24 protein-coding genes are annotated in these 21,864 nt (G+C 67.4%); 10 read left to right on the top strand and 14 right to left on the bottom strand.

Annotated elements, in window-relative coordinates:
* The 3 genes from P3H15_RS41500 to P3H15_RS41490 all read right to left on the bottom strand — a co-directional run.
* On the bottom strand, positions 1–167 hold a 167-nt coding region (locus P3H15_RS41500; protein WP_276139731.1), incomplete at its 3' end, for a 3-keto-5-aminohexanoate cleavage protein.
* Positions 168–218: 51 nt separating this feature from the next.
* Positions 219–1,133 carry a TauD/TfdA family dioxygenase gene (locus tag P3H15_RS41495; protein ID WP_276142604.1) on the bottom strand — a complete coding sequence of 305 codons (915 nt, stop codon included), beginning with the start codon at positions 1,131–1,133 and terminating at the stop codon, positions 219–221.
* 34 nt (positions 1,134–1,167) lie between these two features.
* Positions 1,168–2,142 carry a quinone oxidoreductase gene (locus P3H15_RS41490; RefSeq protein WP_276142603.1) on the bottom strand — a complete coding sequence of 325 codons (975 nt, stop codon included), beginning with the start codon at positions 2,140–2,142 and terminating at the stop codon, positions 1,168–1,170.
* 221 nt (positions 2,143–2,363) lie between these two features.
* Between P3H15_RS41490 and P3H15_RS41485 the strand changes: the two genes are divergently transcribed.
* Positions 2,364–3,374: an AraC family transcriptional regulator gene (locus tag P3H15_RS41485; RefSeq protein ID WP_072943791.1), complete on the top strand. Its 1,011-nt coding sequence runs from the start codon at positions 2,364–2,366 to the stop codon at positions 3,372–3,374.
* On the opposite strand, the gene P3H15_RS41480 is transcribed toward P3H15_RS41485, so the two are convergent.
* From P3H15_RS41480 to P3H15_RS41460, 5 genes are all read right to left on the bottom strand, one after another.
* On the bottom strand, positions 3,364–3,753 hold the full coding sequence (locus P3H15_RS41480; RefSeq protein WP_072943790.1) for a hypothetical protein: 390 nt from the start codon (positions 3,751–3,753) through the stop codon (positions 3,364–3,366). The two genes, P3H15_RS41485 and P3H15_RS41480, sit on opposite strands and share 11 nt — an antisense overlap.
* Positions 3,750–5,096, bottom strand: a complete 1,347-nt coding sequence (locus tag P3H15_RS41475) for a dipeptidase (protein ID WP_276142602.1) — start codon at positions 5,094–5,096, stop codon at positions 3,750–3,752. Before P3H15_RS41475 ends, P3H15_RS41480 begins: the two co-directional genes overlap by 4 nt.
* A gap of 3 nt (positions 5,097–5,099) precedes the next feature.
* Positions 5,100–5,546 (bottom strand): hypothetical protein, encoded by a 447-nt coding sequence (locus P3H15_RS41470; protein WP_276142601.1) that lies wholly within the window; start codon positions 5,544–5,546, stop codon positions 5,100–5,102.
* Positions 5,543–6,997: an APC family permease gene (locus P3H15_RS41465; protein ID WP_276142600.1), complete on the bottom strand. Its 1,455-nt coding sequence runs from the start codon at positions 6,995–6,997 to the stop codon at positions 5,543–5,545. The genes P3H15_RS41470 and P3H15_RS41465 overlap by 4 nt, the downstream gene beginning before the upstream one ends.
* 71 nt (positions 6,998–7,068) lie before the next feature.
* Positions 7,069–7,506 (bottom strand): M24 family metallopeptidase, encoded by a 438-nt coding sequence (locus P3H15_RS41460; protein WP_276142606.1) that lies wholly within the window; start codon positions 7,504–7,506, stop codon positions 7,069–7,071.
* Between the two features lie 255 nt (positions 7,507–7,761).
* On the opposite strand from P3H15_RS41460, the gene P3H15_RS41455 reads away from it, so the two are divergent.
* Positions 7,762–9,093 carry an APC family permease gene (locus P3H15_RS41455; RefSeq protein WP_276142599.1) on the top strand — a complete coding sequence of 444 codons (1,332 nt, stop codon included), beginning with the start codon at positions 7,762–7,764 and terminating at the stop codon, positions 9,091–9,093.
* Between the two features lie 17 nt (positions 9,094–9,110).
* Here P3H15_RS41455 and P3H15_RS41450 read toward each other — a convergent pair whose 3' ends face one another.
* Positions 9,111–9,935: a class II glutamine amidotransferase gene (locus P3H15_RS41450; protein ID WP_276142598.1), complete on the bottom strand. Its 825-nt coding sequence runs from the start codon at positions 9,933–9,935 to the stop codon at positions 9,111–9,113.
* A gap of 16 nt (positions 9,936–9,951) precedes the next feature.
* Entirely contained in the window at positions 9,952–10,506 is a 555-nt protein-coding gene (locus tag P3H15_RS41445; RefSeq protein ID WP_276142597.1) for a GNAT family N-acetyltransferase, read from the bottom strand.
* 185 nt (positions 10,507–10,691) lie between these two features.
* On the opposite strand from P3H15_RS41445, the gene P3H15_RS41440 reads away from it, so the two are divergent.
* The 5 genes from P3H15_RS41440 to P3H15_RS41420 all read left to right on the top strand — a co-directional run bounded on the left by P3H15_RS41440 (position 10,692) and on the right by P3H15_RS41420 (position 16,913).
* A complete protein-coding gene (locus P3H15_RS41440) occupies positions 10,692–12,050 on the top strand; it encodes an MFS transporter (protein WP_276142596.1) in 1,359 nt (452 codons plus the stop codon).
* A 49-nt stretch (positions 12,051–12,099) separates the two neighbouring features.
* Positions 12,100–13,695 (top strand): aldehyde dehydrogenase (NADP(+)), encoded by a 1,596-nt coding sequence (locus P3H15_RS41435; RefSeq protein WP_276142595.1) that lies wholly within the window; start codon positions 12,100–12,102, stop codon positions 13,693–13,695.
* Between the two features lie 25 nt (positions 13,696–13,720).
* Positions 13,721–14,656: a 5-dehydro-4-deoxyglucarate dehydratase gene (locus P3H15_RS41430; RefSeq protein ID WP_276142594.1), complete on the top strand. Its 936-nt coding sequence runs from the start codon at positions 13,721–13,723 to the stop codon at positions 14,654–14,656.
* Positions 14,656–15,927, top strand: a complete 1,272-nt coding sequence (locus tag P3H15_RS41425; protein WP_276142593.1) for a glucarate dehydratase family protein — start codon at positions 14,656–14,658, stop codon at positions 15,925–15,927. Before P3H15_RS41430 ends, P3H15_RS41425 begins: the two co-directional genes overlap by 1 nt.
* Positions 15,928–16,019: 92 nt before the next feature.
* On the top strand, positions 16,020–16,913 hold the full coding sequence (locus P3H15_RS41420; RefSeq protein WP_276142592.1) for a LysR substrate-binding domain-containing protein: 894 nt from the start codon (positions 16,020–16,022) through the stop codon (positions 16,911–16,913).
* A gap of 12 nt (positions 16,914–16,925) precedes the next feature.
* Here P3H15_RS41420 and P3H15_RS41415 read toward each other — a convergent pair whose 3' ends face one another.
* A complete protein-coding gene (locus P3H15_RS41415) occupies positions 16,926–17,408 on the bottom strand; it encodes a carboxymuconolactone decarboxylase family protein (RefSeq protein ID WP_276142591.1) in 483 nt (160 codons plus the stop codon).
* Between the two features lie 80 nt (positions 17,409–17,488).
* Positions 17,489–17,857 (bottom strand): gas vesicle protein GvpJ, encoded by a 369-nt coding sequence (gvpJ, locus tag P3H15_RS41410; RefSeq protein ID WP_276142590.1) that lies wholly within the window; start codon positions 17,855–17,857, stop codon positions 17,489–17,491.
* Between the two features lie 260 nt (positions 17,858–18,117).
* Between gvpJ and P3H15_RS41405 the strand changes: the two genes are divergently transcribed.
* Positions 18,118–18,408, top strand: coding sequence for a hypothetical protein (locus P3H15_RS41405; RefSeq protein ID WP_276142589.1), 291 nt, complete (start codon positions 18,118–18,120; stop codon positions 18,406–18,408).
* An 8-nt stretch (positions 18,409–18,416) separates the two neighbouring features.
* Here the strand turns inward: P3H15_RS41405 and P3H15_RS41400 are convergent, their stop codons facing one another.
* Positions 18,417–19,028 carry a malonic semialdehyde reductase gene (locus P3H15_RS41400; RefSeq protein WP_276142588.1) on the bottom strand — a complete coding sequence of 204 codons (612 nt, stop codon included), beginning with the start codon at positions 19,026–19,028 and terminating at the stop codon, positions 18,417–18,419.
* 91 nt (positions 19,029–19,119) lie between these two features.
* Here P3H15_RS41400 and P3H15_RS41395 point away from each other — a divergent pair, with 91 nt between their 5' ends.
* Positions 19,120–19,458: a helix-turn-helix domain-containing protein gene (locus P3H15_RS41395; RefSeq protein WP_276142587.1), complete on the top strand. Its 339-nt coding sequence runs from the start codon at positions 19,120–19,122 to the stop codon at positions 19,456–19,458.
* Positions 19,459–19,494: 36 nt separating this feature from the next.
* Here the strand turns inward: P3H15_RS41395 and P3H15_RS41390 are convergent, their stop codons facing one another.
* The gene (locus tag P3H15_RS41390; protein ID WP_276142586.1) at positions 19,495–20,559 is read right to left on the bottom strand and encodes an MBL fold metallo-hydrolase; all 1,065 of its coding nucleotides are present in this window, start codon (positions 20,557–20,559) and stop codon (positions 19,495–19,497) included.
* Positions 20,560–20,709: 150 nt separating this feature from the next.
* Here P3H15_RS41390 and P3H15_RS41385 point away from each other — a divergent pair, with 150 nt between their 5' ends.
* Positions 20,710–21,834 carry a serine hydrolase gene (locus P3H15_RS41385; RefSeq protein WP_276142585.1) on the top strand — a complete coding sequence of 375 codons (1,125 nt, stop codon included), beginning with the start codon at positions 20,710–20,712 and terminating at the stop codon, positions 21,832–21,834.
* Positions 21,835–21,864 lie beyond the last annotated feature (30 nt).

Below are 21,864 nucleotides of genomic sequence, written 5' to 3'. Positions count from 1 at the left end.
GTGGCGCCGGCCTCGTAGCAGTCCACCGCCTTCTGCACGTGCTCGTCCATCGTCAGCGGCAGGTCCTCGCGGAAGTCGTCCGGCTCCCACTCGGGACCGTACGGGGCACACGTGATGACCAGCTTCTCCTGGTTTTCGGGGAAGAGGGCGTCGTCGTGGAAATGCATGGGTGTTCTCCGTTTCGAAATCGGAACTGATGACCAGGGGAAGTGAGAAATTCAGAAGGGCCGGTCGCCGACGATTCCGGCGCGTTCCATCTTGCGGACGGCGGGCCAGTAGTCCTGGACGGCGTAATGCTGTGTGGACCGGTTGTCCCAGATCGCAACGCTGTTCGGGGTCCACCGCCACCGCACCTGGTACTCGGGGATCGAGGCCTGGCTGATCAGGTAGTTGAGCAGGTTGCTGCTGCCGGGCGCGTAGTCGATGCCGTACCGGATGTTGTCCGGGGTGTGGTAATTGACGAAGTGGGTTGCGAAGGAATTGACGAACAGGATCTTTTCGCCGGTCTCCGGGTGGGTGCGCACCACGGGGTGCTCGGCGTCGGGGAACCGCTCGTGCAGGGCGTGCCGCTGCTCCGGCGTCTGGGCCGCGCCGAACGAGGCCTCGATGCTGTGCCGGGCGCGCAGTCCGCCGATCTGCTCCTTCACCCGGTCGGGGAGTTTCTCGTAGGCCAGCGCCATGTTCACCCAGATGGTGTCGCCACCGACCGGCGGCGTCTCGACGGCCCGGAGCACGCACCCCATGGGCGGGTTCTCACGCCAGGTGGCGTCGCAGTGGAAAGCGTTCTCGTAGTGCTCGGCCGGGCTGTCGAGGTCCTTGTAGATCCGCACCAGCCCGGGATGCTCGGGGTCGCTGCCCGCGACGGGATGATCCTCGAGCGGCCCGAAGCGCTCGGCGAGCGCCACGTGCTCGGCACGGCTCATGTCCTGGTCGCGGAAGAACAAGACCTTGTACTCGAGCAGCAGTTCCCGGAGTTCGGCGAACAGGGCGTCGTCGCGAGAGACGTCGCCGAGGTTCACGTCGAACAATTCGGCGCCGAGAGAGCAGGTCATCGGCGTCAGCCGGAACGAACCCGAGGGGGAGAGGATCGCGTGCCGCTCGGGTGAATACGTCAGTTGCGCGGTGTCGTTCATGATGGTGTCTCCGTCGTGGTGAGGGTGGCGCGGCTCAGAGCCGGAACACCGAGGAGCCGATGCTGGTGCCGGATTCGAGGTCGCGGTGCGCCTGGACGGCGTCCTCGAGTCCGTAGCTCTGGTTGATCTCGATGCGGATCCGGCCCGCCTCGACGTGGCCGAACAGTTCACCGGCGAGTTCGGCGCGCTCCGCCGGGTCGGCGATGTAGTCGGCGAGCGCGGGCCGGGTGACGAACAGCGAACCCTTGACGGCCAATTGCATCGCGTTGATCGGCGGAATCGGTCCCGACGCCGTGCCGAAGCACACGAGCAGTCCCCGCCGGGAGAGGCAGTCGAGCGAGGTCTCGAAGGTGGACTGGCCGATGCTGTCGTAGACGACGGGAACGCCGGCGCCGTCGGTGATCTCGCGGACCCGTTCGGCGACGTTCTCGCGGGTGTAGACGATCACGTGCTCGCAGCCGTGGGCGCGGGCGATCGCGGCCTTCTCGTCGGTGGAGACCGTGCCGATCACGTTGACGCCCAGCAGCTTCGCCCACTGGGTGAAGATGAGTCCGACACCGCCCGCGGCGGCGTGGAGCAGCACGGTGTCGCCGGCCTTCAGCGGGGCGATGCGGCGCAGCAGGTAGGCCGACGTGAGTCCGCGCATCGTCATCGCGGCGGCCGTGTCGAAGCCGATCGCGGACGGCAGCGGAATGAGCGGAGCGGCAGGCATCACGCGTTCGGTGCTGTAGGCGCCGAGCGGGCTGCCCGTGTAGGTGACGCGGTCGCCGACCTGCACGTGGGTCACTCCGGTGCCGACCGCCTCGACCACACCGGCGCCCTCGACGCCCATGCCCGCGGGCAGTTCGGCCGGGTAGAGGCCGGTGCGGAAGTAGGTGTCGGCGAAGTTCAGGCCGACCGCCTCGTGGCGGATCCGGACCCCGTGCGGGCCGGGTTCTCCGACCTCGACGGACTCCCACCGCATGACCTCGGGTGCGCCGTGCTCGTAGAACCGAACAGCCTGTGCCACAGTAATTCTCCTCTTCGACGTGATGATCGGCGCGGTACCGCTGCGGAACTGCTCGCGGGGGCGGGCCGGGGTGACCCGGTGCCGTGGGGTAGCTCTCCGCGCCGTCTCTCTGTGATGCACCTAACAGTAGGGGCGCGTCCGGTCGTATGCTTATCCTGACGGGACAGGAGGCCTATCATTTCGGGACACGGCCAGGTGTCGGGACAGAGCAGGGGCGGGACATGAAACCCCTCGCGCGTTACGCATCACTGAACGGGTACGTGGAACTGTGCCGGTCGCTCGGACTCGAGCCGGCGCCGCTGCTGCGCGCCGCCGGCCTCGACCCGTCCGGGCTCGGCCTGCAGGACCGCTGGATACCCGCCGCAGCGATCGCGCGACTGCTCGAGCAGTCGGCGGACAGATCCGGATACGCGGATTTCGGGGTTCGCCTCGCCGAACGCAGGCAGTTCTCCAACCTCGGACCGCTCAGCCTCGTCGTCCGCGAGGAACCCGACGTCCGGAGCGCCCTGCGCGTCCTCACCCGCTACGACCACACGTACAACGAGGCGCTGCGCACCCGGATGTCGGAACGTGGCGGGCTGGTGACCCTGCGAATCGAACTCGACGTGGGGGAGGCCACCGACATCCGGCAGTCGGTGGAACTGGCGGTCGGGGTGCTGCACCGGCTGCTGCGGGGCTTCCTGGGCGGCGGCTGGAAACCGCTCGCCGTCTGCTTCCCGCACCCGGCACCGGCCGACGCCGCGACGCACCGCCGGCTGTTCGGGCCTGCGATGAAGTTCGACCACGAGTTCGCGGGCATCGTCCTCGAGGCCGGCGACCTGAACGCGCCGAACAAGATGTCCGATCCGCTGCTCCGCCCCTACACCCAGCAACTGCTCGAATCGTGGGAGCCGTCGGACGACGTGACGATCGTGAGCCGGGTCCGCGAGTTGATCGAACTGCTGCTTCCCACCGGCCGCTGTTCGGTCGAGCAGGTGGCCCGCAGCCTGGGGGTCGACCGGAGAACCGTGCACCGCCGTCTCGCCGAGAGCGGGGAGTCGTTCTCCACCGTCCTCGACGGCACCCGCACCGAACTCGCCGAACGGATGGTCGCGAATCCGCGGCTGAACCTCACCGAGATCGCGGACATGCTGGCGTTCTCGGCGCCGAGCAACTTCTCACGGTGGTTCCGCGGCCGGTTCGGGGTCAGCCCGAGCAGATGGCGAGCCGAGCACGCGGACGTCAGACCCTAGTGGGATGCCAGGCCGCCACAGCCCAGATCACGACCGCGTCGAGCGCGATGAGGGTGATCGCCCACATCGGGTAGTACGGCAGCCACAGGAAGTTGACGACGATCGACAGACCGCAGATCACGAAGGCGGCGCCGCGGGCCCACGTCACCCCCGCGAGCAGAGCGACACCCGCCGCCGCGACCAGCGCCCCGAGCACGATGTGGGTCCACCCCCACGAGGTGACGTCGAATTCGTAGGTGTATCCGGCCTCGACGACGAGCACCTCGTCCTTGGACACGGCGGAGAGGCCCTGCAGGATCTCGAGCACCCCGACGGTGACGAGGAGGACCGCTGCGCCCAGTTGCGGTGACGTGCGGGCCGGACCCGCTGCGGACGTCATGAGCGGATACTCGCGTAGTTCTGCAGGAACCGGGCTTCGACCATCGACATCGCCGCGATCTCCGAGGGGTCGACACTTTCGTTGGGGGCATGGATCAGTGCCCGGGGTTCCTCGACGCCCATCAAGATGATCTCGGCGTCCGGGTACGTGTCGGCGAGGACGTTGCACAGCGGAATGGAGCCGCCCTGTCCCAGCATGACCATGGGCCGGCCGTAGGCCTCCTCCATGGCCGCACCGAGGGCCCGGTAGGCAGGTCCGTCGGTGCGGGTCCGGTACGGCGCCCCCGAGCCCTCGACCTCGACGTCGACGGCCACCCCCCACGGCGCCGCGGAATGCAGATGGTCGATCAGCGCTCGCTGTGCCTGCGCGGGTTCGAGCCCGGGCGGTATCCGCAGGTTCAGGCGGGCGCGTGCCCGCGGTGCGATCGCGGCCGCCGATCCGACCACCGGCGGGCAGTCGATGCCGAGGACGGTCAGCGCCGGACGCGCCCAGAGCATGTCGGAGACGGTGCCGTCGCCGAGAAACGATTCGGTGTCGAGCATGCCGGCGTCGGTGCGGAACTGTTCCGGTGGGTAGAGTTCTCCGGTCCAGGTCTGGGTGTTGTCCACACCGTTGACGGTGGTGTTGCCCTTGGCGTCTCGCAGCGTTGCCAGCATCGCGATCAACGCGGCGAGGGCGTCCGGGGCGGCGCCACCGAACATGCCGGAGTGCAGATCGGAGGTGAGTGCTTCGACGGTGACGACGACGTTGACCAATCCCCGCAGGCTGACAGTGGCGGCCGGCAGGCCCACATCGGCGTTACCGGTGTCGCACACGAGAATCGCGTCGGCGCGCAGGAGATCGGCATTTTCGCGGACGAAGGCTTCCAGACCGCCGGTGCCCTGCTCCTCCGACCCCTCGACGACGAGTTTCAGGTGCACGGGGAGTTCGGCTCCGAGGGCTCGCAGCGCCGTCAGGTGGACGAGGATGTTGCCTTTGCAGTCGGCGGTGCCGCGTCCGTACCAGCGTCCGTTCCGCTCGGTGAGCTGGAACGGTGGTGTTTCCCAGGCGGTGTCGTCGAGCGGGGGTTGGACGTCGTAGTGGGCGTAGAGCAGCACGGTAGGGGCGTGCGGGTTCGGGGAGGGGCGTGACCCGACCACGGCGCGGCTGCCGTCGGGCGTTTCTTCCAGACGGGCGTCGGTGAAGCCGTGCTGCGCGAATTTCGCTCGCACCCATACGGCCGCACGGTGGCATTCTTCGGGAGGGTACCGGCGGGGGTCGGCCACCGACTGCATGGCGACGAGTTCGGTCAGTTCTTCTCGCGCCTGCGGCATCAGGTCGCTGATGCGTTCTCTCAGGTTCATCGCTCACTCACCTGCCACGTCGCTGGTCTCGAGGTCGCCGACGAACTGCTGGAATTCGGGAAGTTTGTCGGGGCAGTAGATCTGGATGATCAATAGTTCCCCCTTCACCACCCGTTCGTCCACGACGACGGGCCGGGTTCCCGGCCCGCCCGCTCCGTTGGCCATCTGGGACAGCAGCGTGGCCCGGGCGAGGGGAGCGTTCGGATTGGCGCAGATCGCCCCGCCGTCGTCCCCGAGCACCCCGACGATCTGGTCGTGCGACGGTGCCCGGGCACCGGCCGAGTCGAGGGCCGCGATGAGCTGATCCGCCTTGTCGTCGGCTTCCCGGTTCGACGAGACGTAGGGGAAGAGGAGCAGGGCGATGATCGTGAGGATCACGATGATGAAGGTGACGAGACCATAGATGATCATGCGGTCGCGTCGGCTCGAGGCTTCCTTCGCGGTGGTCATGACTCGCTCTCCTCGGGTTGCTTCCACGAGGGCTTCCGGGCCCTGTAGAACAGGTAGGGCACGAGCAGGCCGAGGCCGAGTGCTCCCGCGCCGACGATCAGGACGTACACGCCGGCATTGCCGGAACTGAACTGCGACGGCGGGATGAAGCCGATGAGGAGAGCGGCGAGTGAGGCGGCGAACCCGACCCCGCACAGTCCGACCAGCATCGGTGCCCGGTATCCACGCGGGTGGTCGGGGGCCTTGCGGCGCAGCTGAACCGCGGCGACGAACATCAGCAGGTACATGATCAGGTACACCTGCGTGGTGATCACCGAGAAGATCCAGTACGCGCTCGACACGTCGGGGATGAACGCGTAGAGCAGGGCGATCACGGTGGTGACCAGGCCCTGCGTGACCAGAATGTTCTGCTGCACGCCGTGCTTGTTGACCCGCTGCAGGAACGGCGGCAGATAGCCTTCCTGCCGGGAGATGAGCACCAAGCCCTTGGACGGGCCGGCGAGCCAGGTCAACATGCCACCGAGCGACGCCGCCACCAGCATGATTCCGATCACCGGTGTGAGCCATTGCCAGCCGAATTCCGCGAAGACCGCGTCGAATGCCTGCATCACCCCGGCGGTCAGGGACAGCTGTTCGGCCGGCACCACCCAGCTGATCGCCAGCGCGGGCAGGATGAAGATCGCCAGGACCAGGCCCATGGACAGGAACATCGCGCGAGGGAATTCCTTGCCCGGGTTCCGCAGGGACGACACGTGCACCGCATTCATCTCCATGCCGGAGTAGGAGAGGAAGTTGTTGACGATCAACACGAGGCTTGCCAGACCGGCCCACGCGGGCAGCAGGTGGTCGGCGGTCATCGGTGCGGCGGAGGCATTGCCCTGGCCCAGGAAGACCGTTCCCAGAATCACCAGCAGTGCACCGGGCACCAGGGTGCCGATGATCAGGCCGGCGCTGGAAAGACCTGCCACACCCTTCGTTCCGCGCGAGGAGATGTAGACCCCGGACCAGTAGGTCACCATGATGACTATCGCGGTCCACACTCCGTTGCTCGCGAGGGCCGGGTTGATGACGTAGGCGAGCGTGCTTGCGACGTACCCGAGCAGACTCGGATAGTAGAAGATCGTCATGGCGAACTGGCACCACACCGCCAGGAATCCCATCGGCTTGGAGATCCCGCGGGAGACCCAGTTGTAGACGCCGCCTTCCCATCCCGATGCCAGCTCGGCCGACACCAGCGATGTCGGCAGCAGGAACACCAGAGCGGGGATGAGGTACAGGAACACGCACGCCAGGCCGTACACGGCCATCGTCGGCGACGGACGCAGGCTCGCCACCGAACTGGTGGTCATCAACGCCAGGGCGAGCCAGGAAATCCACGACGCCGCCGGACCGCGGGTGCGGGCCTCGGCCTGGGCGGGCGGCTGGTCGGCGGGTATGTCCGGCGCACTCATGACATCCACCTGTCTCGGAACCGGCGGTCGGCGTTCCCGGCCTCGCTGCTGCGTGTCATCCCACTGCCCTCCTAGTCGACAACCCGCAGGTCGTGGCTGGTGTTGTTCAGGCGGCGTCCGCCGTCTTCGGTGACGGTGACGATGTCGTCGATGCGGATCCCGAACCTGCCCTCGAGATAGATGCCCGGTTCGATCGAAAAGCACATGCCGGGGACGAGGAGCTGTTCCTCGCCCTCGACGATGTACGGCGGCTCGTGCGTGGTGACCCTGATCCCGTGTCCGGTACCGGGTCTGGTCCCGGCGTGACGAGCAGACCGTCCAAGCCCGCGGCGACGGCGTCGTGCACGACTCGTGCCACTCGGGCGGGGTAGTCTTCGCCGGTGAACGGCGTGGGCGTCGGATGCGCGATCGATGTCATCGAGCCCTCCGGTGAGTGTGGAGATCTTCGACTGCCACCCGAAATCCGAGACAAAGAAACCGAATTCGTATTGCGAACTCGCCACGTCCATGACCGCATGACGACGGATGCTCAGGGCACTCCGCTCGATCGGCACCGCATCGCCACGGTCCACCTCCCACGGGCGCGTCAAGGCCCGCCAAATCGAATTGTGCGCCTGCCCGGACCGAAATCGCAGCAGAATTCCGGTAAAATTCAATTGCCATCTTGGTAACGGGACGAAGCCGGCGCAGTTCTCCAGTTGGATATCGGACTGATGCGACCGATCTCGGCCCATCGCAGACGTGGCGGTTGCACCATGAACGACATGGCCCGTGACTCCGTCGACGGACGGGACTCCGGCGAGGGTATCCCCGCGGGCGCCCAGACCATGACCGTGCGCGGCGCCGCGTTTCTCGGCGTCGGCTCGATGGTCGGTGCCGGCATCTTCGCCCTCCTCGGGGAGGCCGGGGCCGTGGCCGGCTCCGCGGTGTGGCTGTCGTTCCTCCTTGCCGGCGTGGTGGCCACCTTGCAGGGTTATGCCGTCGCGAAGTTGGGGGCGCGCTACCCGTCCTCGGGTGGCATCGTGACATTCCTGCTGCAGGGGTATGGCCGTGGGCACATCACCGCGATCACGTCGTGGCTGCTGTACTTCGCGGCGCTCATCGTCACCGCCATGGTGGCCGTCTCGTTCGGGAGTTACGGGGCGGCACTGTTCTTCGACGATTCGGGTGTGTGGAGCCGCATACTCACCTCCGGCGTGGTCGTGCTCGTGGCGGCGATCAACATCGCAGGCACCAGGTTCATCGACCGGGTCCAGACCGGGATCGTGGTGATCCTTCTCGCGGTGTTCGCCCTCTTCGTCGTCGTCACCCTCGCTCAACTCGACCCGAGCCTGCTTGCACCGTCCACGTACCCGCCGACACTGGATATCGTCGGCAGCGTGGCGCTGACCTTCTTCGCCTATCTGGGCTTCACCGTCATCAGTTTCACCGGCGGCGACCTTCCCGACCCGCGTCGCAACCTGCCCCGTGCGATGTACCTGGCCCTGGGCATCACGATCCTCCTGTACGTGCTGATCGCCCTCGGAGTCTTCGGAACCCTGACCGTGCAGGAGGTCATCGACAACGGCGATACGGCCCTCGCCGTTGCGGCCCAACCCGCCCTCGGCGACGCCGGTTTCGCGATCATGGCTCTCGCGGCGTTGCTGGCCACCTCCTCGTCGGTCAACGCCAACGTCTATGCAGCGGCCGGCTCCACCGCCAAACTCGCCGAATCCGGGACCTTTCCACCGGTGTTCGGTAGTCGAGCCTGGGTCGGGGGCACTCGCGGGTTGACCATTTCGGTCGCGCTGATCCTGCTCCTGGCGAATCTGGTGGATCTCACCGCCATCGCCTCCCTCGGCAGCGCCGTGGCCCTCGCGATCTTTCTCGTGACGTCGATCGCGGCCTACCGGCTGCGCCACGAAACGGATTCCCGCGCAGGCATCCTCGTCGCCGGAATCGCGTTGACCGTCGTCGTTCTCGTCGTCTTCGCCGTGCAGACGCTGCTGACCGCCCCGGAGACGTTCGTGGCGATGATCGGGATCGTGGTGCTGGCGGTTGTGCTCGAGTTGTTCTGGAGTACGGTGCGCGCTCGCCGGGCGTCCCGCACGCAGTGAGGGAGTGGGGCGCGGGCTCAGCGGACGGGTGGGACGGGCAGAAACGGCCGGATCTCGTCGTCGCCGGGGCGGATGACCCCGGCGTGGGACTCGGGCACCTCCTGCCACGCGCCCTCGAGGTCGCGCAGCGGTTCGGACACCACGAACCGGGTTTCGTCGCCCAGCTCGTGCAACACCTCCACCTCGGGGTGCAGGGCGCGCACCTTGTCCATCGCGGTGGAGAAGAACAGCGAGCGCGTCTGCTGTTCGGTCGAGTACCGGAATACCCAGACGGAGACGCCGTCGGTGGTGGCGATCGTCGCCTGTACCGGGTTCTCGACCCCGTGCCGGGCGCCGACGTCCTCGACGAACCCGACGGCGCGTGCGACGGCGGTGAACGGGTCGTCGGTGAGTCCGAACGTCAGCGCGAGGAAGAACAGTGTCTCGGAGTCGGTGGATCCTTCGATCTGCGGGTAGAGACTCGGGTCGACGGCCAGGGCAAGATCGCGCTTCATCTCGGTGAATCCGCGCAGCGCGCCGTTGTGCATCCACAGCCAGTTGCCGTGCCGGAAGGGATGACAGTTGCTGCGCTGCACGGGAGTTCCGGTCGATGCGCGCACGTGCGCGAAGAACAGGGGCGTCCGGATCTGGCGCGAGATCTCCTGCAGGTTGCGTTCGTTCCAGGCAGGTTCGATGCATTTGAACAGGGCCGGGGTGGGGCCGTCCCCGTACCAGCCGAGGCCGAACCCGTCACCGTTCGTGGTGGTCGCACCCATGCGGGAGTGCAAGCTCTGGTCGATCAGGGAATGGACCGGCCGGAAGAGGAGGTCCTCGACGAGGATCGGATCGCCGGAGTATGCCATCCACCTGCACATCTTCTCATTCAAGCAGGTCGAGTCTGCTGACGTAGTGGCTTCCGTCATCGATCGGATTGTCGGGTGGGAGGTAGCCCTCGCCGACGCGTCGGAAGCCGGCCTTCTCCAGCGCCCGCCACGACGCCCGGTTGGGGACGACGACGGGGACGACGATCGCGGTGGCGTCGGGCAGGTCGGCGCGGCACTTGGCGACGAACGCCCGGATCATCGCCGTTCCCAGCCCCTGGCCGATACACCCGGGGTCGCCGACGAAGTAGTCGATGGAGATGCTGCCGGGTGGGATCTCGACGAGGGCCGCGAGGAGCGCGAGGTCCTCGGGATAGTCGGCGATCCGGTACCGCTGGATGAAGCCGAACGGCACGCCGCCCCGCAGCACGAGGAAGTCCTCGCAGGGTTCGGTGCCGTCGATGCTGCCGCCGAAGTCGCGCTCGATGTCGGCGTCCGCGGTGTCGTGGTTCCAGAACCGCGCGACGTGCGGTTCGCGGAGCCATCGTTGCAGTTGAGGGAAGAATTCGCGGGTCGTGTGGACGAATTCGAAGGTGACTGCGCCGGCGCTCACGGTAGGGAAACTAGCACCACCCGAGTCGATACAACTTCGGTATCGATAGCGAGAATCTTTGACTTGGACATGTATCGAACATCCCTCTAGCGTGATTCCTATGACTCAGGTCACGCTTCCGGATCGGGGCGTGATCAGAGTCCCCCAACTTCGTCACCCCCCGAATCCAGAGAGAGGAGTCACCGATGACCCTCCCCCTCGCCGTCTCGCCGGCAGTCGACAGCGCGGTCTCCAAGATCTTCCGCCGTGTCGTGCCGCTGTTCATCGTGATGTTGATCTGTAACCAGCTCAACCGCTCGAATATCGGCTACGCCCAGACCCACCTCGAAGCAGATGTGGGCATCGGCGCCGCGGCGTACGGATTCGGCGCGGGTGTCTTCTTCATCGCCTACGCGATCTTCGAACTGCCGTCGAACGTGCTGATGGAGAAGTTCGGCGCCAAGGTGTGGCTGACCCGCATCATGATCTCGTGGGGCCTGGTGTCCGCGGCCATGGCGTTCGTCAACGGCCCCGAGATGTTCTACGCCCTGCGCTTCCTGCTCGGTGTCGCCGAGGCCGGATTCTTCCCGGCCATCATCTTCTACTTCACCCGCTGGCTGCCGAACAACCACCGCAGCCGGGCCACCGCCCTGTTCATCGCCGGTTCCTCGATCGCGGCCGCCATCTCGGGACCGATGTCCGGACCGCTGCTGTCCCTCGACGGACTCGGCGGGCACCACGGCTGGCAGTGGATGTTCGCCCTCGAGGGCCTGCTGTCGGTGGTCGTAGGGTGCATCGCCTACCGCCTGCTCGACTCGAAGATCGACGACGCGAAGTGGCTCACCGGCCCGGAGAAGCACGACCTGCAGGCCGTCATCGCCGAGGAGGACGTGCTGCGGAGCGAGGCGTCCGCGAAGCGCGGCGAGTCGGGCTCGCGCTGGAAGCTGCTCCTGCAGCCGCGGATCCTGGTGTGCTGCGGCATCTTCTTCGCGATCACCATGGCGATCTACGCCAACACGTTCTGGCTGCCGTCGATCATCCGCCGCATCCCGGGCACCACCGACATCACGGTCGGGCTGCTGTCCTCGCTCCCGTGGATCTGCGCGATCTTCGCGATGTACTTCTCCAACCGCTCCGCCGACCGCACCGGACGGCACAAGCCGTACCTCGTCGCCGCGCTGCTCATCGGCGGTATCGGCACGATGGCCGCCGCGTTCGTCACGCCCTGGCTGGCCCTGCCGCTGCTGTGCCTCGCGACGATGGGCTTCAAGAGCGCGAGCCCGCTGTTCTGGTCGATTCCGCAGCGCACGCTTCACCCGATGGTGCTGGCACCGGCGATCGCGATCATCAACTCGCTCGGCAACCTGGGTGGATTCGTGGCCCCGTTCGGCTTCGGTGTCATCAAGGAGCAGACCGGCACGGTGACGATGGGCCTGATCGTGCTGTCGCTCTTCGCCCTGGCCGCCGCCGCGGCGGTGACGTACTTCCGGCGCGACAAGGAAGACATCGACGAAGTCGCGAACGTCGCAGAGGTGGCGTCCGACGACACCCTGGCCACCAAATGACCCGTCACCGGACCATACGAAACGCAGACGAGAATTCGAGGATCGCATCATGACAGCAACGGTGAACCGGACCGACGTGACCGGACAGATGATCATCGCGGGCAACCCCGTGCAGGGTTCCGGCACGACCATCCACGGCATCGACCCCGCCACCGGCCACCAGCTCGAGCCCGGCTTCGCGCACGGTGACGACCGGGACGTCGACGCCGCCTGCGCCGCCGCCGCCGAGGCGTTCGCGCCGTACCGCGCCACGACGTCCGAGGAGCGCGCCCGGTTCCTCGAGACGATCGCCGACAACATCGAGGCGCTCGGCGAGACGCTGATCGCCCGGGTGTGCGCCGAATCCGGACTCCCGCAGGGCCGCGTCACCGGCGAGGTGGCCCGCACCTCCGGACAGCTGCGGCTGTTCGCAGGCGTCCTGCGCGACGGCGGCTGGAACGGTGCCCGCATCGATCCCGCGCTGCCCGACCGCACCCCGTTGCCGCGTGCCGACATCCGCCAGCGGAAGGTCCCGCTCGGGCCGGTCGCGGTGTTCGGTGCCAGCAACTTCCCGCTCGCGTTCTCCGTCGCCGGCGGCGACACCGCATCCGCACTGGCGGCGGGCTGCCCCGTCGTCGTGAAGGCCCACGACGCGCACCCCGGCACGTCCGAACTCGTCGGACGCGCCATCGCCGACGCCGTCGCGAGCACCGGCATGCCTGCGGGGACGTTCTCCCTGCTGTTCGGCTCGGGCCGCGGGCTCGGCACCGCGCTGGTCACGGATCCGCGCATCAAGGCCGTCGGCTTCACCGGATCCCGTTCCGGCGGTATCGCTCTGGTCGCGGCCGCCGCAGGTCGCCCGGAACCGATCCCGGTGTACGCGGAGATGAGCTCGATCAACCCGGTGTTCCTCCTCGAGAACGCGCTCACCACCCGCGGCGCCGAACTCGGTCGCGCCTTCGTCGGGTCGCTGACCCTCGGTTCCGGACAGTTCTGCACCAACCCCGGTCTCGTCATCGCGGTCGACGGTCCCGGCCTCACCTCGTTCGTCGAGTCCGCGCGCGCCGCGGTCGCCGAGAGCACGCCCACCCCGATGCTGACCCCGAACATCGCCGGCTGCTACGCCGACGGCGTCACCGCGCTCAGCGGAGCTGCGACCGTGGAGGCCCGCGGCACCGAATCCGACGCACCCAACACCGGCCGGGCAGCGCTGTTCAGCGCCGCCGCCGACACGTTCCTGGGCTCGGAGGTGTTGCAGCAGGAGGTGTTCGGCTCGTCCAGCCTGATCGTCCGCTGCCGCGACGCCGAGCAGGTGCGCGCCGTGGCGGCGAAGCTGGAAGGCCAGCTGACCGCGACCGTCCACGTCGACGACGCCGATCTCGACGAGGCAGGCCGCCTGCTGCCCGTCCTCGAGCTCAAGGCGGGGCGAATCCTGTTCAACGGCTGGCCCACCGGGGTCGAGGTCGGGCACGCGATGGTGCACGGTGGCCCGCACCCCGCGACGTCCGACTCGCGCACCACGTCCGTGGGTTCACTGGCCATCGAACGGTTCCTGCGACCCGTTGCCTACCAGGATGTTCCGAGCTCGCTGCTCCCCGCCGCCATCGCCGACGGCAACCCCGACCAGTTGTGGCGTCGCATCGACGGCCGACTCACCCAAGCCTGATTTTTCCCTCGTGAAGGAGTTCCCCATGCTCGACGGCGTCCTGTTCTTCCCCGTCACCCCGTTCACAGCATCCGGCGACGTCGACTACGACCGGCTCGCCGAGCACGTCGCCAAGGGTGTCGACGCCGGCCCCGGAGGCGTCTTCATTGCTTGCGGCACAGGCGAATTCCATGCCCTCGGGCTGGAAGAGTTCGGCAAGATCGTCGCCAAGGCGACGGAGGTCGTCGCCGGACGGGTCCCCGTCTTCGCCGGCGCCGGCGGTTCCGTGCAGCAGGCCAAGGAGTTCGCCGCCAGCGCGAAAGCCAACGGCGCCGACGGCATCCTGCTGCTCCCGCCGTACCTGGTGACGATGCCGCAGGCCGGACTGGTGGACTACACCCGCGCGGTCGCCGAGACCACCGACCTGCCGCTCGTCGTCTACAACCGCGGCAACGCCCGCTTCGACGAGGCGGCAGCCGTGGAGGTCGCGCAGTTCCCGACCGTCGTCGGGTTCAAGGACGGCACCGGTGACCTCGACAAGGTGGGCCGCATCGTCCGTGCGGTGAAGGACGCGCTCGCCCCGTCCGGCAAGCAGTTCCTGTTCTTCAACGGCATGCCCACCGCCGAGGTGACCCAGCAGGCGTACCGCGCGATCGGTGTGACGCTGTACTCGTCCGCCACGTTCGCCTTCGCGCCGGAACTCGCGCTCGGCTTCTACGACGCACTCGAATCCGGCAACCAGGAACTCACCGACGCACTGCTCCGCGACTTCTTCCACCCCCTGGTGCGCCTGCGCGACCAGGTGCCCGGATACGCGGTGTCGCTGATCAAGTCGGGTGTCGCGATGGAAGGTATCGACGCCGGGCCCGTGCGTCCGCCGCTCGTCCCCACGAGCGACGTGCACCTGCGTGAGCTCACTCGGATCACCGCAGCCGGCCGCGCCGTTCTCGCGGACGCTCTCGCCGTGCAGGCGGCGGTCTGATGACTACTGCACCGATCCGGATCACTGGCGCGCGGATCACGCCCGTCGCGTTCGTCGACCCGCCGCTCCTCAACACGGTCGGCGTGCACCAGCCGTACGCGCTGCGCGCGATCATCCAGCTCGACACGGACGGCGGTCTCGTCGGACTCGGTGAAACCTACGCCGACACGGCCCACCTGCTCCGGCTCGAGGCCGCCGCCGAGGCGATCATCGGTCTGGACATGTTCGCGCTCAACGCGATCCGCGCGGCGATCGACGCGAAGATCGCCACGCTGACCGTCACGGGCGGTGACGGTGTCGCGGGCATGATCACCACGGCCAGCACCACCGACCGCGTGTTCTCCCCGTTCGAGGTGGCGTGCCTCGACGTGCAGGGCAAGGCGCTCGGCCGGCCGGTGTCCGATCTTCTCGGCGGCAAGGTGCGCGACGCGGTCCCGTTCAGTGCCTACCTGTTCTACAAGTGGGCCGGGCACCCCGGTGCCGAGCACGACGAATGGGGCGAGGCGGTCGACCCCGACGGTCTGGTCCGCCAGGCGCAGAAGATGATCGGCGAGTACGGCTTCGAGGCCATCAAGGTCAAGGGCGGCGTGTTCTCCCCGGACGAGGAGATCGCCGGCATCAAGGCGCTGCGGGCCGCGTTCCCCGACCTGCCGCTGCGCCTCGACCCCAACGCCGCGTGGACCGTCGACACGTCGATCAGGGTGGCGTCGGAACTCGACGGCATCGTGGAATACCTCGAGGACCCCACACCCGGTCTCGACGGCATGGCCGAGGTCGCGCGTGAGGCGAAGATGCCGCTGGCCACGAACATGTGCGTCGTCGCGTTCGATCAGCTCAAGCCTGCGGTGCTGACGGATTCGGTGCAGGTCGTGCTGTCGGATCACCACTACTGGGGTGGCCTGCAGCGGTCGCGGCTGCTCGCCGGGATCTGCGACAACTTCGGCCTGGGCCTGTCGATGCACTCGAATTCGCATCTCGGGATCAGCCTGGCCGCGATGGTGCACCTCGCCGGCGCCACCCCGAACCTCACGTACGCGTGTGACACGCACTGGCCGTGGAAGACCGAGGACGTCGTCGAGCCGGGTGTGCTGAAGTTCGTCGACGGCGCGGTCGCCGTGCCGACGACGCCGGGTCTCGGTGTCGAGATCGACGAGGACGCCCTCGCCGCCCTGCACCAGCAGTACCTCGACTGCGGGGTGCGCGACCGCGACGACACCGGATACATGAAGTCGGTGGATCCCACGTTCGAGAACACCTGCCCGCGCTGGTAGCCGGAGCACCGGAAGGCGCCGACCGCTCACGCGGTCGGCGCCTTCACCGTGGGCTAGATTGAGTTCCACCTCGAGGCAAAGGAGTGGATCGAATGTTCTCCCTCGCACGGCTGTCGTGTTTCATCGCCGTCGCGGAGGAGCTGCATTTCGGTCGCGCCGCGGAGCGCCTGCACATGACGCAGCCGCCGCTGAGCCGTCAGATCCAGCAGCTCGAAAGCGAACTCGGGGTGCAGTTGATCGACCGCACCAGCCGGTCCGTCACCCTCACCGCCGCCGGGGCGGCGTTCCTGCCCGACGCCCGGCGCATTCTGAGTCTGTCGGAGAGTGCCGCCCTGACGGTGCGGCGGGTGCCTGCCGGTGATCTCGGCACCGTCGTCGTCGGGTTCACCGGCGCGTCCGCGCACGCGGTGCTGCCGAGGTTGCTCGAGGCCGCACGCGACCGGCTGCCGGACGTGAAACTCGTTCTGCGGGAGATGGTCACGTCGGTGCAGATCGAATCGCTGATCAGCGGTGAACTGGACCTCGGACTGATCCGCCCCATCCTCACCCGCCCCGGCATCGACACCCGCCCCATCCACCACGAACGTCTCGTCGCCGCGCTGCCCGCGGGTCACCCCCTCGCCGACGCCGACCAGTTGGCGGTGGAGGATTTCGACGACCAGCCCGTCGTCATGTATTCGCCGGTCGATGCGCGGTATTTCCACGAACTGCTCATCAGCACGTTCACGATCGTCGGGGCCTCCCCGCGCTACGTCCAGTACGTCACGCAGGTGCACACCATGCTGGTGCTCGTCCGGTCCGGGCTGGGCCTGGCCCTCGTCCCGGAATCCGCGCAGACGATGCACCCGGAAGGGGTCGTGTTCCGGCCCGTCTCCGCGATCCGCGACCGGCCCGTCCAGATGAACGCCGCCTGGCGCTCGGACAGCCGGAACCCCGCGTTGCGCAGGCTCATGGAGGACGTCCTGCCGCAGCGGGAATGGGAGTGACGACCGGCACGCTCAGAGCGTGAGCTTGCACGTCTGACCGATGTCGAGCACCCGCAGCACCCGCCCCGTCCCCAGCCACAACGCGCACGACAACGCCAGGTCGGTGAGGATCTCGTCGGTGAAATGCTCGTGACACCGCGCCCAGAAGTCCTCGTCCTCGCGCAGCGCCGTGTGATCGGTGGCGAACCGGTGCGCGAACTCCGCCGCCGTCCGCTCCTGCGCGCTGTACCCGGGCCACGACTCCCACTCGAGGACGTGATCGTAGAAGTGCTCGTCGATGCCCGCGTCGGCGCCACTGCTGTCGCGGGTACCGAGGCACACGGCGCACTCGTTGGCCTCCGCGACCGCCATCCGCGCGATCTCCCGCACGCGTAACGGTAACCGGTTCCGGTTGTAGACCGCGTCCGTGAAGGCGCCGAGCGCACCACCCAGTTCGGGTGAGATCGACAGCCAACCTGCCACGTCATCGTCACTGTAGCTACCTACTCGACTCATCCCCGAATGCTACAGCGAGAGCCGTCGCGGGCGATAGATCTGACACGTGTTCTACGTGGCGGTGGCCTCGGCGTCGGTGGTCACGTCCGCCTCCGACGGGGTGCGGGTTCGCGTTCGTCGTCCGATCCGCCGAGCAGCTCACTGAGCGTTTCGCCCACGCCCTCGAGTACGCCCTTGGTCTTGGACTTCGTGCTGCCGCTGCCCTTGACGTCGGAGACGAGATCGGTGAGGCCTTTCGGTTCGCTGCCGATCGCGAGTCGGTTCGCCGCCTCGGCAAAACGCAGGTAGGTGTCGACGCTCGCAACCACGACGCGGGCGTCGATGGTGAGTAGTTCGATGCCGACCAGCGAGACCCGGACGTAGGCGTCGATGACCAGGCCCTTGTCCAAGATGGTGTCGATGACATCGGCCAGGCTGCTCGAGCTCGGGCCTCCACCGGCTGTGGTCATTGCCGTGCACCTCGCTTTTGCTCTTGCCGCCCATTACCGCATGCCGTTCGACATAGCGGAAACTGTGAAAATCGTGCGGCTACCGGACTACCCGGAACAGCGGGAACCTAATCGGTCAAAGACGGGAATTGACTAGGTGATTCGTTTCTCGTGCCCGCTGGGAAACGGTCCGGACGGTCGGCTCTTTCGGTGCTCGGGTCGCCCCGGGGCCCGCAGGTGCTTATGCTCCTGACCAGGTTCGCCGAACGAAGAGGTGCGCGATGGCCGACACAAGCGATGACAGGTCGGGGCCTGGCCCCGAGTTGACCGTCGGCACGCGGGTGCTGGTCCGCAGGAAGGCCGAGGCTGATGTGACCGGTGAGGTCGTCGAGGACTACGCGGCACTCACCGAGCCGGGTGGTGCCGGGCACGACTGGGCGCCGGCGCACCGGTGGGCGATCGCGCTCGACGACGGGCGCCTCGTCTTCGCCGACACAGACGAGGTGACCGTCGATCCCAGCCCCCGATCCGGTCGGCGCGGGTCGCACCGTCGCGAGAGTTCGGACGAGTAGCGAGTAGTTCAGACCCAGGACACGGTGTCGGCCGGGTCCAGGCGGGGGAGTCGATCGAACCAGGGGTTCTCGCCGGGGTGCCCGATGTTGACGACGAGAATGGAACGGAAGCGGCCGTCGGGGAAGAACTCGGCGTCGATTCCGGCGGCGTCGAAGCCTGCCATCGGGCCTGCGGCCAGGCCGAGGGATCGGACGGCGAGGATGAAGTAGCCGGCCTGGAGTGCACCGTTGAAATCGCCCGTTCGCTCGCGCATCTTCTCGTCGCCTTCGAAGACGTCGCGCAGCTCCGGCCGGAACGGCAGCAACGCCGGGATGTGGTCGTGGAACTGCGTGTCGACGGCAAGGATGGCGACCGCGGGCGCCGACTCGGTCTTCGCCTTGTTGCCCTCGCTCATGTGTGGCAGCAGTCGCGCGCGACCGTCGTCGGTCCGGGCGAAGACGATCCGCAGGGGCTGGGTGTTCGCCGCAGTGGGTGCCCACTTCGCGAGGTCCCAGATCCGGGCGAGCTGCTCGTCGGTCACCGGGGTGGACGCGAAACTGTTGGCCGTGCGTGCCTCGCTGAACAGCAGGGCGCGACCCGCCTCGTCCAGTTCCGGTCGCGTCTGTACGTCTGAGCTCATGGTTGCTTCCCTCTCGATGACTAGCAACAAAGATGTTACTAGTAAAAAACTAGTTGACAGTTGGATGCTAGCACCTTGCTATGGTCGAGGTATGAGCTCAGGCGTCGAACAGCACGATCCGCGCGCGTGCGACGGCGCGCTCGCGAGAGCGTTCACGTTCCTGGGCAAACGCTGGAACGGCGTCATTCTGGCGACACTGAGGTCGGGCCCGGCGACGTTCTCCGGGCTGCGACGATCGGTCGGGAGCATCAGCGATTCGGTGCTCTCCGACCGTCTCGTCGAACTGGCCGGGGCCGGTCTGGTGACGCGGGAAGTCTGCGAGGGACCGCCCGTGTCGGTCACCTATCAGCTGACCGGGGCCGGTCAGTCACTGATGCCGGTCCTCGACGAACTGGCGGAGTGGGCGAAGAGCCATCTCACGGTGCGGTGACCGGCGAGTCCCGACGTGGACTGCCGCAACCGGGGATCAGGGTGCGCGCGTGGAGTCGTCGAGCGCGGGCCGGGTCCACGTCTGTTGCGAACCTGCACCATTCGCTACCAGACCGAGCTCGCGCAACTTGGCGATCGTCATCATGGTGTTGAACATCGGGTTCGGATTCGCACCCGATACGCCCAGCTCCTGGGATCGCGCGATGAAGGCGTGAACGAACGCCGGTAGATCGTCGATGCGATCGGTGAGCAATGCCTGTGCGGCGCCGTCGAGCGCCGAAGCCTGATCGAGTAGCGACGCCAGGCGCTCGGCTGCGGCCGGGCGATCGAACACCTCGAACGCGTGGCCCTCCGTGACGACGTCGACGGCGCCGGTCTCGACGAGCGTCAGCGCCAGGGCGGCCGCGGCGAAGATGTTCATCTGGTTGGCGTCGTGCATCGCGCCGCACGGCCCGTTCGGTTCGTCGGACAGGTGCAGCAATCGTGCCCCGGGAAGGTGGACGACGACCTGGCCGGCGCAGTGGCCGTGGGTGCGGACGACCTGGACGGCACCGTCTCCGAACGACCAACCCGACACGTGTTGAGAGCCGATGACGAGGTGCTCGAGCGGGAGTTCCTCGTACGTCCGGGTGACGTCGGTGACGGGAACGTAGGGCCGGTACATGGCAAGGAGCCGGCGCGCTGCGTCAGCCGGATCCTCGAACCCCGGCACCAGTCCGGACACGCGCTCGAGACTCGTGATCCAGTAGGGAAGACCGTCATCGCGGTACTGGCTCGCGTCGTGTGCGCTGACGAAATGCTGCACGTTCGAGCGGTCGAGTCCGTCGCCGAGGTCGCTGACGAGGTCGTTGTTCCCGACATGGTCGGGGTGGCCGTGGGTGGTGAGCAGCAGGATCTTCGACCACGGGGCGAGGTCGTCGGCGGCGGATCGGATTGCGTCGCGGAACGCGGTGGTCACCCCGCTGTCGACGAGCACCAGGAGATCTCCGGCTCGGTGAACGATCACGTTGCCCACGTCCGGTTGGTGCGCGGCCAGGTCGAGCGCCTGACCCACGATCATGCGCGTCCGAGCGTCGATCTCGATCTGTTCGCCGAGTGCCACTCGTTCGTTCTAACACGCCACCCGACTCGTCGGTGACGGTTCACTCGAAGTATTCCGCCTCCCCGGCTGGGTACGGCCGCCCATACTGGAAACAGTGTTCCGCGCAAGCTTCGAGCAGGTCGAGATTCGAGACAGCGATGGGAGAGCGGGGTGGCACGAACATCCTCGGTGCGGCGACTGGCCGCCGTGCTGGCGGTCCTGACGACGGGACTGGCGGGATGCGGTGAATCGGACGATGCACCGGTCTTGCCCGATGCGCAGCTCACCGAAACCATCCCGACGGCGATGGAGAGCGCCTCGGTTCCGGGGGCGATCGTCGGTGTCTGGCAGGACGGCGCTGCGCCCTACGTGCAGGCGTTCGGGGTGCGCGACACCGCCACCGGCGACCCCATGTCGCCGGACCTGTTCATGCGCGTCGGCAGCCTCACCAAAACCTTCACCACCACCGCCGTGCTGCAACTGGTCGATGAGGGAAAGGTCGGCCTCGACGATCCGATCGACAGGTATGTGCCCGACGTCCCCAACGGCGAGGCGATCACCCTCCGCCAGTTGGCGGCCATGCGCAGTGGGCTGTTCGACTACTCCGAGGTGGTGATTCCGGCGCTCCCGAGTCAGCCGCAGCGCCAATGGACACCCCAGGAACTGCTCGCGATCAGTTTCAGCCGTCCACCCCTCTTCGCGCCGGGAACCGCGTTCGACTACTCCAACACCAACACCCTCCTCTTGGGTCTCGTGGTCGAGAAGGCATCCGGCCTGCCGCTGAATACCTACGTCGCCGAGCGGATCACGGAACCCGAGAATCTCGACGACACCTCGGTCCCCACCACTGCGGCCCTTCCGTCACCGCACGCCCGGGGATACGCGAAAACACCCGACGGCACGACGGTGGACGCGACCGACTGGAGCCCGTCGTGGGGATTCGGCGCGGGAAACATGATTTCCACGCTCGACGATCTGCGCGTGTGGGTGCGCGACTTGGCAGAAGGAACGATGCTCTCGCCCGCCACCCAGCACGAACGGGAGCAGTTTCAGCCGGCGCCGTCGGAAGGGACGGGTTCGCTGTACGGGCTCGGGGTCGAGAACCAGAACGGCTGGATCGGCCACAACGGAAACATCGCGGGCTTCCAGACCTATGCCTACTACCTTCCCTCCGAGGGCAAGACGGTGGTGATGCTGGTCAATTCGAACGCCGACCCGCTGGGCGTGTGGAACTTCTTCACGGAGATCGTGAAGATCGTCAGCCTCGACCACCCGTGGCCGGCGCCGCCGTCGTAGAGATCCGACGAAACCACGGGTTGGCTGGGA

The organism is Rhodococcus sp. T2V (genome assembly GCF_029269925.1).
In the GTDB taxonomy this organism is placed as follows: Bacteria; Actinomycetota; Actinomycetes; order Mycobacteriales; family Mycobacteriaceae; genus Rhodococcus_F; species Rhodococcus_F koreensis.
The sequence above is the reverse complement of the archived record's forward strand: the minus strand, read 5'-3'. Positions and strand labels throughout refer to the sequence as shown.

Coding starts and splice junctions, on each gene's coding strand:
- P3H15_RS41495 (WP_276142604.1), bottom strand. CDS start 1,133: ATGAACGACACCGCGCAACTGACGTATTCACCCGAGCGGCACGCGATC.
- P3H15_RS41485 (WP_072943791.1), top strand. CDS start 2,364: ATGAAACCCCTCGCGCGTTACGCATCACTGAACGGGTACGTGGAACTG.
- P3H15_RS41480 (WP_072943790.1), bottom strand. CDS start 3,753: ATGACGTCCGCAGCGGGTCCGGCCCGCACGTCACCGCAACTGGGCGCA.
- P3H15_RS41475 (WP_276142602.1), bottom strand. CDS start 5,096: ATGAACCTGAGAGAACGCATCAGCGACCTGATGCCGCAGGCGCGAGAA.
- P3H15_RS41470 (WP_276142601.1), bottom strand. CDS start 5,546: ATGACCACCGCGAAGGAAGCCTCGAGCCGACGCGACCGCATGATCATC.
- P3H15_RS41465 (WP_276142600.1), bottom strand. CDS start 6,997: ATGAGTGCGCCGGACATACCCGCCGACCAGCCGCCCGCCCAGGCCGAG.
- P3H15_RS41460 (WP_276142606.1), bottom strand. CDS start 7,506: ATGGACGTGGCGAGTTCGCAATACGAATTCGGTTTCTTTGTCTCGGAT.
- P3H15_RS41455 (WP_276142599.1), top strand. CDS start 7,762: ATGGCCCGTGACTCCGTCGACGGACGGGACTCCGGCGAGGGTATCCCC.
- P3H15_RS41450 (WP_276142598.1), bottom strand. CDS start 9,935: ATGGCATACTCCGGCGATCCGATCCTCGTCGAGGACCTCCTCTTCCGG.
- P3H15_RS41440 (WP_276142596.1), top strand. CDS start 10,692: ATGACCCTCCCCCTCGCCGTCTCGCCGGCAGTCGACAGCGCGGTCTCC.
- P3H15_RS41435 (WP_276142595.1), top strand. CDS start 12,100: ATGACAGCAACGGTGAACCGGACCGACGTGACCGGACAGATGATCATC.
- P3H15_RS41430 (WP_276142594.1), top strand. CDS start 13,721: ATGCTCGACGGCGTCCTGTTCTTCCCCGTCACCCCGTTCACAGCATCC.
- P3H15_RS41425 (WP_276142593.1), top strand. CDS start 14,656: ATGACTACTGCACCGATCCGGATCACTGGCGCGCGGATCACGCCCGTC.
- P3H15_RS41420 (WP_276142592.1), top strand. CDS start 16,020: ATGTTCTCCCTCGCACGGCTGTCGTGTTTCATCGCCGTCGCGGAGGAG.
- P3H15_RS41415 (WP_276142591.1), bottom strand. CDS start 17,408: ATGAGTCGAGTAGGTAGCTACAGTGACGATGACGTGGCAGGTTGGCTG.
- gvpJ (WP_276142590.1), bottom strand. CDS start 17,857: ATGACCACAGCCGGTGGAGGCCCGAGCTCGAGCAGCCTGGCCGATGTC.
- P3H15_RS41405 (WP_276142589.1), top strand. CDS start 18,118: ATGGCCGACACAAGCGATGACAGGTCGGGGCCTGGCCCCGAGTTGACC.
- P3H15_RS41400 (WP_276142588.1), bottom strand. CDS start 19,028: ATGAGCTCAGACGTACAGACGCGACCGGAACTGGACGAGGCGGGTCGC.
- P3H15_RS41395 (WP_276142587.1), top strand. CDS start 19,120: ATGAGCTCAGGCGTCGAACAGCACGATCCGCGCGCGTGCGACGGCGCG.